Here is a 14,308-nt window from a genome sequence, read left to right on the forward strand (position 1 = left end):
ATTTACGAGCGGAAAATGAAGTGTTAATGTTTAAGATAGAGAGGTACTGTTGAAGTTCTGAAACCTTTCTACATTCCCGCATTGCCACTTTTCAACTCAATTTTCCAACCTTCCAAATTTAAAATTTTCCAATTATGGCTAATAAAAAACTAATTCGAATCGGACTCATCGGCACAGGGCTGATGGGCCGCATCCATACCAACGGCTACAAGCGTTTGGCCGACTTTTTCCCTGAATACGAATACAACCCGGTCTTGCAAGCCTGCTGCTCCAGAAAAGCGGAGCGCGCCCAGGCCTTCGCTGACCAGTGGGGATACAACTCCATCGAGACCGATTGGCGTAAAATCATCGAGCGGGACGACATTGACGCGGTGGATATTTGTACTCCAAATGACTCGCATGCGGAGATTGCTATCGCTGCTGCCAAAGCAGGCAAGATGATCCTTTGCGAAAAGCCCCTAGCCCGCACCGTCGCAGAGGCGGAAGGTATGCTCAAAGCAGTCGAAGAAGCTGGGGTAAAAAACACCGTGTGGTATAACTACCGTCGCATCCCCGCTGTGACTTTGGCCAAGAACATCGTGGCTTCAGGCAAGCTGGGCAAGATTTTCCACTACCGCGCCAACTTCCTCCAGGACTGGACCATCAATCCCGATTTGCCCCAGGGTGGAGATGCGCTCTGGAGATTGGATGTAGATGCCGCAGGCTCCGGTGTAACTGGGGATTTGCTGGCACACTGTATCGATACCGCTATGTGGATCAATGGGGGCATCAAAGATGTCTCTGCCGTTACGGAGACCTTTGTGAAGGAGCGTGTCCACCAAGGTACCGGGGAAAAGCAGAAGGTCGGCATCGACGACGCCTGTATTTTCCATTGCCACTTTGATAACGGTTCCTTGGGTCTCTTTGAAGCGACTCGCTACGCACGGGGACACAAGGCACTTTATACGCTGGAAATCAATGGGGAGCATGCTTCCATCCGTTGGGACTTACATGACCTGACCCGACTTGAATACTTCGACCATAGCGACGAGGGCAAAGTGCGAGGCTGGAGATCCATTCACGTGACTGACGGTGACCATCCATATATGAACCGCTGGTGGATTCCGGGCACCTCTATCGGATATGAACATTCCTTTATCCACCAAGTTTCGGATTTCTTCTTGAGCTTGCAGACTGGCGAGCCTTGCCATCCTACCTTCCGTGATGCCTTCGAGACCCAAAAAGTTTGCGAAGCGGTCATCGAATCGGCAAACTCCAGAGCCTGGAAAGACACTGGTGTCGAGTGGGTGGAGAAAGTCTGAAATGTGAAGTGTGAAAGCTGAATTCTGAAGACTGAAGTTTGAAATCTGAAAGAGTCCAAGCCTTCCGGCTTGGACTCTTTATGTTTAAGTGATTTCTTGGTGAGTTCGAAACTGAGATTAAGATGAAGTTAAAAGTCGAAATTCTTGTGTTTGTCATGCTTCTAGCCAGTTCCTGCTTGTCCAGTACGTATGATAAGTGCGCAGAAATCAAAGGAGAAAAGCTCCTTTTCCAAGATTCCATTTCAAGCGGACTGGAGGGTGATAGAGGTATCTACAAGGTTTCCATCCACCTGCGTGGAATGGTGGAAAGTGATGTCCAGTTCAACGGTTTGAATCTTCCTGCCGGAAAGATCGATACGGTAATGGACCACGTGGACCAATATGCACCCTATTTCTATTATGATTTGGAAAATGGTTCCGGAAAAGAAGTGGATTTAGAAGTATGTGTGATTTTCTACTACTCGCATTAGCGAGGGCTGGTGTGTTATTTATGCGGGCAGTTGGGAATATGGTTTGCGACTGCATAAACCACGACTTGGGATCAAATACCAACCAAATGATAAACCGCCACAAAATGACAGGCCGTACCCGCCAGTACGAAAATATGCCAGATCGTGTGGTAAAAGGGCTTTTGGCTTTGAACATAGAAAAACACCCCGGCGGTATAGGCAAGGCCTCCGGCTCCTACCCAAGCCAAAGTCTCGAAGTTTATTTTCGCAGCGATGTCGTCTAGGAAGAAGACGGCTAGCCAGCCCATGAGCAGATAGATCGCCACCGACACGACCTTGAACCTGCCGGTAAAAAATAGCTTGAGCGTGCTTCCGACCAAGACTGAGCCCCAAAGAAAGCCTAGAAAAATAAGGGCAACGTCCGGTGCAAGAACAGCAAACATCATCGGAGTATAAGACCCCGCGATAAGGAAATAAATCGAGATATGATCCAGCACCTGCAGTCTGCTTTTGCGCTTCGGATTTTTCGCCAGATGGTATAGGGGTGAAAATGTGTACACCATCACTACACCCACACTGAAAACTATCGCGCCAAGCAAGGATTGAGCCACCTGCTTTTCCGCCGCCTGCCAGACCAAAAAGGGTATTGCCACCAATGCCGCCAACAGCCCGATGCCGTGGGAAATGGCGTTGGCTAGTTCTTCTTTTTGGGTCTGCAGACGTTTGGCCATGGGTTGGAATCGCTCCCCGAAGCTAAGGAAAATCGAGGTGTCTTGGCTTGGGCCTTGTCGGAATTGAGTGATTCCATGGGAGGGCCTTCGTTGGAAACGCAATCCCAAGTACCGCGAAGAAAGGTCACTACTTCTGCGCTGTATGCTCTACCCACAAAAGCCGATCTGTGTCATAGCCTACGGTTTTGGCAATTTGCAAGTATTCTTCCTTCACGTCCTGAGGGATAGTGGTGTCTCTGGACAGAATCCAAAGGTAGTCGAGACTCTCCCCGGCTACCAGAGCATAGCGGTAATCCTCGTCGAGAGCGATGACGTTGTACCCGGAGTAGAAGGGTCCAAAGAAGGAGACTTTCAGTCTTGCTACACTATCTGAGTCCACAAACTTGGCCGTGCCCTTCGCTTGCTCCCATTCATCTTTTTTGGTGTTGTATCCCTGGTTTAGGACTTGGATGGAGCCATCATCGTTCATGGAATATTCCGCAGTCGTATTGTTGAGGTTTTTCTCAAACTTGAAGTCTATGCGTGCAATCTCATACCACTTGCCTAGATATTTTTTGGAATCAAAGGGGCTGACTGCTGTCGCTCCCTCTGGGATTCCGGGGGTGCAGGATAACAGTATTAGCAGAAGGGTGGAGATGGAAAGATAAAAGCTTGGCTTCTTCATGCCTGATGTTGGTTTGGTTTGCGCTTCACACCTTACAATCTAAGAGCCAAAATTCGCTATTTGTACCAAAGCGACAATCCGAGGTTCTTTCAGTCTAAGAATTGGGCCTTTTCCCTGACTTGGGTATCGTCAGCCCCAGCCTGAGTCGGCAATTCCACTGGCATGAGGTTAATTAAGCTTGGTTTTTCTGAAAACAGCCTTATAGAATATCAAGAGCTGATTACTAGCGCTGGTTTACATTCTACATCCTTTCCACTGGCAGATAGATGTCAAACGTTGCTCCCTGGCCGGGTTGCCCCGAAGCGCTGATGTTACCGCCGTGGTTTTCCGCGATCTTTTTCACAATGGATAGCCCTATGCCGGTTCCCTTGTATTCGCTTTTGCCATGCAGACGCTGGAATAGCTCAAAAATCCTCTCGTTGTACTCAGGCTCAAAACCAATCCCATTGTCACGGACTTGGATATGCCAATAGTCCCTGTCGTGGGGCAGATGTTTGACTGGTATAGAGGTGCCGGAAACGCGCTCCGCCCAAACCGCTATCCGAAGTGGTGTGCCAGGGCGGGAAAACTTGATGGAGTTGCTGATCAGGTTGTAGAACATCTGCTGAAACTGGAAGTGAATCACGTTAACTTCGACATCGGTCTTTAGTATAATTTCTCCCTGTTTTTCTTCCAGTTCCTCGCGGAGGTCTTGTTTGATGCGTTCGATGACGGTGGCGAGTGAAACTTTTTGGTAAACGTGTTCGGCGGTGTTGGTACGGGAATAGGCGAGCAGGTCGTTGATCAAGGCCTGCATTTGCTCGGCTGAGCGCTGCATGCGGTTAAAGAGTTCCCGCCCTTTGTCCGAGAGACTTGCGTATTCTTTTTCGATGATGCGTGAGGCAAAAGTTTGGATCTTGCGCAACGGCTCTTGCAGGTCGTGACTGGATATATAGGCAAATGATTGCAATTCCTTGTTCATCCGTTGGAGTTCCGCGTTTTTCTCCTCCAACTCTGTTTTTTTGGCTTCCAAGGCGTCGGCAGCCTCTTTCTTTTCAGTCAGGTCGTGGGTGACTTTAGAAAACCCGATAATCTCCCGTTGATCGTTATGTACTGCAGTGATGACCACACTTGCCCAAAAGCGGCTGCCATCCTTTTTGACGCGCCAGCCTTCTTGGGTGGCTTTGCCTTTTTCGATAGCCTTATTCAAAAGAGTCATCGGTAGCCCCCTTTTTCGGTCTTCCTCGGTGTAGAAGTTTGAAAAGCTCCTACCGATGATTTCTGCCGCAGGGTATCCTTTGATTTTTTGCGCTCCTGTGTTCCAGTTTTCTACAATTCCCTCCTTGCTGATGTACAGAATGGCGTAGTCCTGCACTTCCTCTACCATGAGGTGGTAGCGCTCTTCGCTTTTTTTCAATGATTCATTCAGCTTGAGAAGTTCTGCAGTTCGTTCTTTGACCTGTTTTTCCAGTTCGTCCCGGAAGCTTTTTTGATCTTCGATGTCGGTATTGCTGCCGAACCACTGTACGATTTTACCGTGCTCATCATACAGGGGTAGTACTCGGGTAAGAAACTGCCGGAATCGGCCATCTTTCCCCTTTAGTGGAAACACCATTTCAAATGGTTCCCCTTTTTTTAGGGAATGTTTCCATTTTGTCAATACAGTATCCAATACGTTGGGGTCGTGGACGGACTGCCAGCCCCATCCTTCCATTTCTTCGGGCGTTTTGCCCGTGTATTCGTACCATTTCTTGTTGTACCAATAGATCCATCCGTCCGCATCGGCCATCCACGCGAGGTTGGGAATGTTGTCAGCTATGGCTCTGAACAGTGTCTCACTTTCGAGTATTTTTTGGCGTGACATCACCTGCTCTGTGACGTCTATGCCGACCGCCATGATGCCGTCGATTTCGCCGGAAGAATTGAAAAGTGGCTCGCAGCTGAAGTTGACATAGGCAGTTTCCAATTTGCCGTTTCGGTGCAGCTGTACTGGTAGCTCGGCGGTAGAGAAGATTTTGCCAGTGCTATAGACTTCATCCAAAATAGCTTCGATACCTTGCGTCTTTAGCTCCGGCATGGCCTCCAGAATCGGCTGACCCAAAACTTCCTCACCACTTCTTCCCCAGATTTGCAGTGACTTGTTGTTTGCGATTTCCACCACATAGTCTGGGCCTTGCAAGATAGCGATAGAGACAGGAGCACGGAGGATCATAGAACGAAGCCTCCGTTCGCTTTCCTCGAGCTTTCTTCTGGTTACGACCGTGTCAGTGGTCTCGGTACACGTGATTACCACCCCGTTAATTTTTCCTGAGTCGTCAAAGACTGCGCTGTAGCAAAACGTCCAGTAGATATCTTCCATCCGACCGTTGCGATAGAAGCCTACTAGCTGATCTTGGAAGGACACCGACTCTCCAGTTCGTATCACCCGGTCGATCAGGGGGCCAATAAAATCCCAAATATCCGCCCAGACCTCACGGCCTTTTTTGCCGATAGCCGGATGTTTACCTTCCACCCCCAAGCTGGGTCGGTAGGCGTCGTTGTAAAAACAAAGCAAGTCTTCACCCCACAGCAAAAACATGGGAAAGGGGCAACTTAGCACGATGCCGAGTGTGGCTCGGAGGCTAGTTTCCCAGGATTCAATGGGACCAAGTGGCGAGTTGTTCCAGTCAGTTTGTTGGATGAGTCTACCCATCTCTCCGCCTTTGGCGAGGAAGGGGAAATCCTGGGCGTTGGGCATGTATTTCATGTTATAGCAAGACCAAGAAGTTGCTTCTGTGGGGTTGCCTAGAGCTATTTTGTTGCCAAAGTGTTAGAGCCTTGCCTATAACCGATTTAAGATTGGAGAAGTCGCCCTCTTTTCGTACATAATAGAGCGCTCCCATGTTATAAAGTGATTCCATTACGTCCGGGTTGGCGGACGTGGAGTAGATGATGACTGGGATCTTGCTCAGCTTTTTATGCTTTTTGATCTCCGCCAGACATTCCGCTCCGGACTTGCTTGGCATATTGAGATCCAGGAAGATCACTTGGGGTAGTTGGTGGAGGTGGTCCTTCAGGAATAGCATTAGATCAAGGCCGTTGCTGACCACGTGCAGGGTCGCACTGACTAGAAGTTCGTCTAAGGCATCCTGGAAAAACATCCGGTCGTCTTCGTCGTCGTCTGCGAGGAGTATGGTGAAGTGCTCGTCTTTCATTTCGACACCCAGCAGCAAGCCCCCTAGGTGTGGGGATGTAAAGCTTCAATATAAGACGAATGCCCCATTGATTAAAATTTTTGCAAAGATCCCTTTCTGGTTGACGCAGTTTACCAGGCGAATAACAATGTAAATTTCTTAAACCACTTCCATTTTGCTAGGCAGGATTCCTGAAGTATGATCTAAGTCCTGATGCTGGCGACTGTGATAACAAGGTTTTTACGGGGAAAAATGCGGATCATAACGAGCACCTTGGCTGAAACCGTCATGAAACGGATCTAGAGCTTTGCGAGACTGAGGTGGATATGCCCCACGCTGTCCACATTTAGAAACATCACCCGATACTTAATTGCAACGCTGGAGATTATGAACCAGATCGTGATTTTGTCCTGAGGTCTGGGTTTAGATTTCCGTTTGATGTATTTGTGGGTGTAATGCGAAAATGCCAATGAGCGGCTCTCAGGAAGGTGCCTGACATGGATGCTTTTTACTCAGCTCATAGTTTCATTTAATTGAAAATGTACCAGTCCCTAGGTCTTATCATTTGCAAAGTGCTGGCGCGTGACACCTAATCCTCGCTCGGTCTCAAATTTGATTTCTGAGCATAGAGAAAGTGGCAGCACGTAAGCCGCTTTCGCGTAAACCAGTTCCTTCATCTTCAAACCAAAACTATCATGGCAAAGGATCACGGACCCAGCATCAAGGACGATGCGAAATACGAAGCGCTCAGAAGAGAGGGCGTGAGTAAGCAGAAGGCTGCTAGGATCGCCAATACCCCAGATGCGGGCGAGCGAGGTGGTAAAGCCAAAGACTACGAGGATAGAAGCAAGCAGGAGCTATACGAAAAAGCCAAGCAAGTCGGAATTCCCGGCAGAAGCAAAATGACCAAGAGCCAGCTTATTCACGCATTGAGGAACAATTAATTAGAAAAATGCACGTCGAGTTCGGCGTTTGACACTAACGTAGATATCCTATGAAAAAGCCAAAGACTTTTAAACCCCAATCTCAAGAGCTTCCTGGACAGCAAAGCAAGATGGTGCCAGAGCCCGAAGTAATCCGACAAGGCTATGAGGGAGCCGACAAGCTCAGGGGCAAGGTCGCCCTAATTACCGGTGGGGACAGCGGAATTGGTCGCAGTGTCGCGGTGTACTTTGCCCGCGAGGGTGCAAATGTGGCGATCAACTACCTCAATGAAGTCAAAGACGCCAAGGATACGCAAAAGATGGTCGAGGCAGAGGGAGGTAAATGTGTCCTCATCAAGGGCGACATCCGATCCGAAAGCTTCTGCAAAAAAGTGGTGGAAACCACCGTCAAAAAGCTTGGGGGACTCAATATACTGGTCAACAATGCAGCAGTCCAGTTTCCAAAAGATAGTTTGGATGGAATCAGTTCCAAGCAACTCTTGGAGACCTTTGAAACCAATATTTTCTCGTTTTTTCATCTTTCCAAAGCCGCTTTGCCACATTTTAAAGATGGTGACACCATCATCAACACCAGCTCGGTCACTACTTATCGAGGCAGCGAACACTTGGTGGACTATGCAAGTACCAAGGGTGCAATCGTGGGCTTTACACGCTCCTTGGCTAAGATGCTCGCTCCTAAAAAAATACGCGTAAACGGCGTCGCGCCGGGTCCGATCTGGACTCCACTCATTCCCGCCACATTTGACGACGTCACCAAGTTTGGCCAAGATACCGCCTTGGGAAGAGCTGGGCAGCCCAGTGAGGTGGCACCGGCCTATGTGTTCCTGGCTTCCGAGGACAGCTCCTACATCACGGGACAGTTTATCCATGTGAATGGGGGTGAGATCGTGGGAGGATGATTCTCCAGTTGGCAGTGGTCAGTATGCAGTAAGCAGTACAGATCACTGCTTTCTGCATACTGCATTAGTCCTAATCGAAAATCTTTCTACCGGAGAGCTTCACCAGTTGTGACTCGTCTGTGAGATCCAGTCGCAGTGGGGTCATGGACACCAGATCGTGCTCCATGGCATAGCGGTCAGTACCTTCTTCGGATGGCTCGAGAGGCACCACAGTGATCCAATACAAAGCCCGTCCCATTGGGTCTTGCGCAGGCTTAACCAAGCCGTCGTATTGCCGGATAGACTGTCGGGTCCATACGATTCCTTTGGGTGCAAAGGGGAAGTTCACATTGACTAATAGGGGTACATCCTCCCCGATTAAATACGCGATCACCTGCCGGATATACGGCGCCATTTTTTCAAAGTCATATTCTTCGCTCTGAGTAGGTGTGCTGAGCGCTACTCCTTTCACTCCAAGCAAGGCAGCCTGCTTTGCCCCGGCAAGAGTCCCCGAGTGCCACATGGAATTTCCCAGATTTGGGCCGAGGTTGATTCCAGAAAGGACAATGTCCACTTTTTCCCAATGGAAGCATCCCAAAGACACGCAGTCCGCTGGGGTTCCGTTTACTCGATATGCGTCAAAATTCCCCACTTTCGTTTTTCGGTAGGAGAGGGGTCGGCTGGCGGTGATGGCATGGCCCATGGAAGATTGCTCCACGTGGGGAGCGACAATTCGCACGCTTCCAAATTCTGAGGCGATTTCTGCCAATTTTAGTATTCCAGGGCTGTAGATACCGTCGTCGTTTGTGATCAGAATGTTCATAACAAGGAAGTTTAGTCGTGTTTTTGTATGCAAATAGCACGCAGGACTTACTTGATAGCGCTATGAAAATCATTCTCCTTTATAATCCAACCGCCGGAACCGAGGATTTCGACCTCGCAGAAGTCATCGGGTCGCTAGAGCGGCAGGGTGCCAAAGTGATCGCGCAAAATACCAAGGAAGACGGATTTGAAGAGGTGCTTAAGCTCAACTATGACCTTGTCGTGATCGCCGGTGGAGACGGGACCGTGGAGAAAATCCTTCTCGAGTTGCATGACTCCAAGATCCCCATCTCGCTCTTGCCTTCTGGGAATGCCAATAACATAGCCGGCAGTCTGGGCATTGCGGGATTTTATCCAGATACGGTCAAGAACTTCAAGAAAGGCAACTTCCTTCCGCTCAGTGTGGGGACATTTCAGACTGAAGGGGAAAAAGGAAGGTTCATTGAGGGCGTAGGCTGGGGGCTCTTTACGGCCCTTCTCCAGCAGATCGAGCGGGGAAAAAGGGAGGAAGCTCCCGACGGAGACAAAGTTGACTTTGGAAGCAAACACCTCAGAAAGCTTCCCGAAGAACTTTCTGCTCAAGAATATGACATTAAAATCGACGGCAAGGACTACTCCGGCCATTACCTCTGGATTGAAGTGATGAACACCAGGCAGCTTGGACCCCAGCTGGTCTTGGCGCCAGAGGCCGATCACGGAGACGACTATCTTGACGTGATGCTGGTCCGGGAAGATCAAGAGAAGGAGCTCAGGGATTTTCTAAAAGCGCATGAAAAGGATGCGGTTGAGAGCCCCTTTGAAGTGATCAAAGCCAAGAAAATAGAGGTCAAAACCCACCTGCCCTTCCATGTGGACGATTCGGTGGTAGTTCACCAATCGCTCTATGAAGGGATTCCAAAAGTCAAAATAAAGCTCCAGAAACATCAATTGACTCTTTTGAACACCAACCCCAATTCGTCAAAAAAGAAATGATATGAAATCCAACGGCGTCTTGGTTCGCTTTGCACTACTTGTGTTGGCTGTCTTCTTTCTGGCACAAGGTCTCGTGCAGGCGGAGGTATTTTTGGTTCCGCTTGCCTTTGCGGTCTTGCTGACTTTGGTTTGTGTGCCCTTGGCTAGAAAAGTGGAGGCAAAAGGTATTTCCCGTGGCTGGGCTTCCTTTGGGAGTGTCATTTTATGCATCTTGATATACTTGGCTTTTTTCGCAGTGATCGCTATCCAAGTCGGGAGTGTCTCGGAGCGCTGGCCCGAGATAGAAAAGAAACTCGCGCCAAAAGTGGACAAGGTGGTTGAAGTAATAGAAGAAAAGACTGGGCTGAACGTGCAAGAGCAGATACCCCAGTGGCTGGACAACTCTGACAGTACCTTCCGCCAAGGTGAGGAAGCTCAAGCGCAAACTGAAAATGAAAGTGGAGAACAGGCTACAGGGGAAATTGCAAATGAGCAATCCAAAGGACAAAATGAGTCAGGCCAATCCAAAACAAGCGGAAGCGTCGCGATCTCAAGCGGAGTTAAAAAACAGTTAGGGCAAGTCGCCGTGAACCTGTTCGGATTTCTGGGCAACTCCTTTTTGACCTTTGTCTACCTGTTTTTTCTCCTCAACTACCGCAACAAAGTCAAACGGTCCATTCTCCGTTTTTTCTCTGCTGAGAAGAGAAAACGCGCCAAAGAGGTGCTGGAAGATTCAGTTCAACTGGCGCTCAATTTCCTGGGCGGGCGATTTTTGCTAATCTTTTTTCTCGCAGTCATTTATACGGTCGGCATGCTGATCGCAGGCGTACAAAACGCCATCCTGATCAGCGTGATTGCGGCTATCCTGTCCTTGATTCCCTATTTGGGGGTGATCATCGGCTTCGTCCTTGCGATCATCATGACGCTGATCGGAGGAGCGGAAACTTGGTCATTGATTGTAGTGGTGGTGACTTATGGAGCAGCGCAGTTCATTGAAAGTTATATCCTCGAACCCTTTGTTGTTGGCGACAAAGTCAACCTTAACCCCTTGGCTACCATTCTGGTGGTGGTGCTGGGAAGTGCGATTTGGGGTGTGGCTGGTATGATTCTCAGCATTCCCATTGCCGGGATTTGCAAAATCATTTTTGATGCCGTCACCAAACTGGAACCTTTGGGCTATATGTTGGGCGAGGAGGATGTGGGCGATGACAAGGAAGAAAGCTTCCTAAGCAAATGGGGAGGGAAGCTCAGGGACAAATTGAAGAAAGACTAGTAAGGCTCAGGGTCTCTGTACTGCTTTGGCATAGGAAGCGCAAGTCAGGATTTTTGCTCGACGACTACATTTTGATAAAAGCTCACGGTTGATGGCATGCCATTTCTTGTGTCATGCGTTCCCCAAGGTGGGGAAGGCGTAAAGATCAACGGAGGTTAGTAGGATTTGAACTCGCTGTTTTGCTGGGTTTTTCAATATCTAGTTTTTTGAAATATATGTCTGAAATTAGCCTGATGTCAGAATTATTATTTTGAAATATTTGGTTTTGTGTGGAATGATAGAAATATAATTTGTTTGCTGAGGTTATTGAATTTTCGATTCTGTAGGGACATCTGCTTCTGGAAGTGCTTTTGAACAAAATATCGTGGTGTCTCAGGCCCTTGCGTGGAATACCCCTAACTATCAACACTATGAAAACGAAACTGATCCTATATCCCGCAATAGTCGGGATGCTCTTCGTCGCCTGCGGGGAGAGCGAAAAAGATTCCTACACCGATGCAATGCAAGATGAAGTGGCGACAAAAGGCCCACTAGATGGAGATGACATCAACATGAAAAAACTGGAAGACGCCAAGCCCCTCGGACAGCATGAGCTCGTCGACACGCTACAGCTTCCGGAACCTTTGATCGTGATTCTGCAAAAGGACCCGGCTACTTCACTTGACAAAATCAAAGATGTGAGAAGATTTACGGAAGATGCCATAGAGTACTTCGAGATCACATTTGACAATCCTGTGCAGGATAAGCAAGTGATTACCTACGACAACCTGGGCCGTATCAAAAGTCCAAAATAGAATCCGGAGAAACGATCAACTCTCTGGGTAAACTGGACATATTGTAGTTATCCCAATCATTTTCCCTAGCAAATCATACGTTTTAACTAAACCGACTTATTATGAATTCTATTGATCAGCAGTCCCCTGAAAACCATAAAAAGGACTTACAGGGAAAAGAGGCTGTGGAAAAGATCCGCTCCTTAATCGACAAAGCAGGCTCTTGTTTCTTTGTCACCCAAGCGAACTTCAATGCCTCTCACCGATCCAGACCCATGGCGGTTCAGAAGACGGATGAAGCTGGACATGTATGGTTTCTCAGTGCGAAAGACAGCGTCAAAAACATGGAGCTTGCACAGGATAAAACTGTTACGCTGTATTTTCAGGGATCCTCCTACTCTGATTTTCTGGAGTTGAATGGGCATGCGATTGTCAGCGCTGACCGCGCGAAAATAGAAGAACTTTGGGATCCTACTGTCAAAGCTTGGTTTACCGAGGGCATAGACGATCCAAGGATATCAGTGATCGAATTTATACCGGATACGGGTTACTATTGGGACAACAAGCACGGCAATGCCGTGGCAGGTATCAAAGTCCTGATCAGTGCTATATCGGGAAAAACGATGGACGATTCCATCGAGGGAAATCTGATCGTTTGACGGGTATCGGATTTCTATGGGTAAAAGTGTGGCTCAGACTGAGCCGCACTTTTTTGTTTTAGTACCGGAGTTTGGATGCTTATGCCAAATTTTCCGGTTGGAGCTAAGGCTGGAGTGTTTGGTTTTCAATGCAGATTTCTGCCGATTGTCAAATAAATTGGCAGGTAGGGAAGAGTTATGGAATTTTTTAGGGCAAAAGTCTAAATTTGACAAGCTTGCCCTTTCAAGGCTAAAAAACCCCATTACCATGAGAATTTTCCCCCTACTCCTTTGTCTTTTGATTGGCACTGGAAGTATTGCGCGGCAGCGCCCAGTCCAAGACAGACCCAATGTCATCATCATCCTTACGGATGACCAAGGCTACAAAGATGTAGGGTTCAACGGCAGCACTGATATCCCCACGCCTGGGATAGACCGCATAGCCAAAAATGGCGTAGTTTTTACGTCTGGCTACGTATCCTATGCCGTCTGCGGACCTAGCCGCGCAGGTCTGCTCACCGGCAGGTATCAGGACAGGTTTGGCTTTTCCAAAAACCCGCTTTTCGCCCCAAATGATCCTAAGATGGGCTTGCCACTCAGCGAGGAGACGATGGCTGATCTGCTGAAAAGAGGAGGTTACACCACGGCAGTCTTTGGCAAGTGGCACATGGGAGCGCATCCCGACCTTCATCCTAATAAACGTGGTTTTGACGAGTTTTACGGTTTCCTATCTGGAGGGCACAACTATTTTCCAGAGGACTATACCATCGCAGACATCAAGGATGCCAGATCCCAATATGATGGCTACCGTACCCGACTGCTTCGCAACACAGAGCGGGTGGATGAGACAGAGTACCTCACGGACGCGCTGTCTCGGGAGGCCATTGACTTTGTGGAGAGAAATCATGAGACCCCCTTTTTCGTCTACTTAGCCTACAATGCGCCGCATACTCCCTTGCAGGCGACCGAGAAATACCTTAGCCGCTTTGCCCACATCGAGGATACTAAGCGTCGTACCTATGCGGCAATGGTAAGTGCTGTGGACGACGGGGTGGTCGCGCTGCTGGACAAACTGGATGAACTGGGCATCACCGACAACACCCTGGTGTTTTTCCTTTCCGACAATGGCGGTCCTTCGCCCCACAATGCCTCGGACAATTCCCCTTTGCGAGGGTTTAAAGGTGACTTCTTTGAGGGAGGTATCCGTGTGCCCTTTGCAGTGCAGTGGAAGGGCATGATTCCCTCCGGCCTCCGCTATGACCATCCGGTGATTTCTTTGGACATCTTTGCCACAGCCGCCGCTGCCTCCAAGACAAGTCCCAAAAATGAACTGGATGGGGTCAATTTGATTCCCTATTTGACCGGGGAAAGCCGGGATCTGCCGCATGAGCAGCTATTTTGGAGAAACTATGAGGCGGGAAAGTTTGCCGTCCGCACACCGGAAAGCAAGCAGATCACCACTGCCAAGGAAACGTTTCTCTACGATATCCAAAAGGATATCTCAGAGTCGAGAAACCTAGCGGCTGACGAAGCCAAGCGTGCAGCAGAACTGAGCGAGCGGGTGGAGAAGTGGAAAAAGTCCCTGATGGACCCGATCTTCATGGGTCTGTCCGAGGACAAAAGATACTCCGAGCTCCACCCGGATAGGTTTGGGAAGTAGAACGAATTCGAGGCCGAAACGCTGTCTGAATTGACGAAAACAAGCGCCACAGCTAAGCGGATCAAATCCGTG

General features: G+C 48.9%; 14 protein-coding genes. 9 read left to right on the forward strand and 5 right to left on the reverse strand.

Annotated elements, in window-relative coordinates:
- The first annotated feature begins 134 nt into the window (after positions 1-134).
- Together J0A67_RS20395 and J0A67_RS20400 are read left to right on the forward strand one after the other, a co-directional pair.
- Complete coding sequence (locus J0A67_RS20395) at positions 135-1,301, forward strand: Gfo/Idh/MocA family protein (RefSeq protein ID WP_206571239.1); 1,167 nt, start codon at positions 135-137, stop codon at positions 1,299-1,301.
- Between the two features lie 122 nt (positions 1,302-1,423).
- Positions 1,424-1,771, forward strand: coding sequence for a hypothetical protein (locus tag J0A67_RS20400; RefSeq protein ID WP_206571240.1), 348 nt, complete (start codon positions 1,424-1,426; stop codon positions 1,769-1,771).
- A 71-nt stretch (positions 1,772-1,842) separates the two neighbouring features.
- Here J0A67_RS20400 and trhA read toward each other — a convergent pair whose 3' ends face one another.
- The 4 genes from trhA to J0A67_RS20420 form a co-directional block, all read right to left on the reverse strand.
- A complete protein-coding gene (trhA, locus tag J0A67_RS20405) occupies positions 1,843-2,481 on the reverse strand; it encodes a PAQR family membrane homeostasis protein TrhA (protein ID WP_206571241.1) in 639 nt (212 codons plus the stop codon).
- A gap of 127 nt (positions 2,482-2,608) precedes the next feature.
- Complete coding sequence (locus tag J0A67_RS20410; protein WP_206571242.1) at positions 2,609-3,145, reverse strand: lipocalin family protein; 537 nt, start codon at positions 3,143-3,145, stop codon at positions 2,609-2,611.
- Positions 3,146-3,386: 241 nt separating this feature from the next.
- The gene (locus tag J0A67_RS20415; RefSeq protein ID WP_206571243.1) at positions 3,387-5,870 is read right to left on the reverse strand and encodes a PAS domain-containing sensor histidine kinase; all 2,484 of its coding nucleotides are present in this window, start codon (positions 5,868-5,870) and stop codon (positions 3,387-3,389) included.
- A 1-nt stretch (position 5,871) separates the two neighbouring features.
- On the reverse strand, positions 5,872-6,336 hold the full coding sequence (locus J0A67_RS20420) for a response regulator (protein ID WP_206571244.1): 465 nt from the start codon (positions 6,334-6,336) through the stop codon (positions 5,872-5,874).
- 656 nt (positions 6,337-6,992) lie between these two features.
- Here J0A67_RS20420 and J0A67_RS20425 point away from each other — a divergent pair.
- Together J0A67_RS20425 and J0A67_RS20430 are read left to right on the forward strand one after the other, a co-directional pair.
- Positions 6,993-7,241, forward strand: coding sequence for a Rho termination factor N-terminal domain-containing protein (locus J0A67_RS20425; protein WP_206571245.1), 249 nt, complete (start codon positions 6,993-6,995; stop codon positions 7,239-7,241).
- Between the two features lie 50 nt (positions 7,242-7,291).
- Positions 7,292-8,140, forward strand: a complete 849-nt coding sequence (locus tag J0A67_RS20430) for an SDR family oxidoreductase (protein WP_206571246.1) — start codon at positions 7,292-7,294, stop codon at positions 8,138-8,140.
- A 70-nt stretch (positions 8,141-8,210) separates the two neighbouring features.
- On the opposite strand, the gene surE is transcribed toward J0A67_RS20430, so the two are convergent.
- Positions 8,211-8,942, reverse strand: coding sequence for a 5'/3'-nucleotidase SurE (gene surE, locus J0A67_RS20435; RefSeq protein ID WP_206571247.1), 732 nt, complete (start codon positions 8,940-8,942; stop codon positions 8,211-8,213).
- A 62-nt stretch (positions 8,943-9,004) separates the two neighbouring features.
- Here surE and J0A67_RS20440 point away from each other — a divergent pair, with 62 nt between their 5' ends.
- The 5 genes from J0A67_RS20440 (at position 9,005) to J0A67_RS20460 (ending at position 14,236) form a co-directional block, all read left to right on the forward strand.
- Entirely contained in the window at positions 9,005-9,913 is a 909-nt protein-coding gene (locus J0A67_RS20440; protein ID WP_206571248.1) for a diacylglycerol/lipid kinase family protein, read from the forward strand.
- Position 9,914: 1 nt separating this feature from the next.
- On the forward strand, positions 9,915-11,165 hold the full coding sequence (locus J0A67_RS20445; protein ID WP_206571249.1) for an AI-2E family transporter: 1,251 nt from the start codon (positions 9,915-9,917) through the stop codon (positions 11,163-11,165).
- A 410-nt stretch (positions 11,166-11,575) separates the two neighbouring features.
- Positions 11,576-11,959: a hypothetical protein gene (locus J0A67_RS20450; RefSeq protein WP_206571250.1), complete on the forward strand. Its 384-nt coding sequence runs from the start codon at positions 11,576-11,578 to the stop codon at positions 11,957-11,959.
- A 101-nt stretch (positions 11,960-12,060) separates the two neighbouring features.
- Positions 12,061-12,597: a pyridoxamine 5'-phosphate oxidase family protein gene (locus J0A67_RS20455; protein WP_206571251.1), complete on the forward strand. Its 537-nt coding sequence runs from the start codon at positions 12,061-12,063 to the stop codon at positions 12,595-12,597.
- Between the two features lie 247 nt (positions 12,598-12,844).
- Positions 12,845-14,236, forward strand: coding sequence for a sulfatase-like hydrolase/transferase (locus J0A67_RS20460; protein WP_206571252.1), 1,392 nt, complete (start codon positions 12,845-12,847; stop codon positions 14,234-14,236).
- Positions 14,237-14,308 lie beyond the last annotated feature (72 nt).

The organism is Algoriphagus aestuariicola, assembly GCF_017254835.1.
In the GTDB taxonomy this organism is placed as follows: domain Bacteria; phylum Bacteroidota; class Bacteroidia; order Cytophagales; family Cyclobacteriaceae; genus Algoriphagus; species Algoriphagus aestuariicola.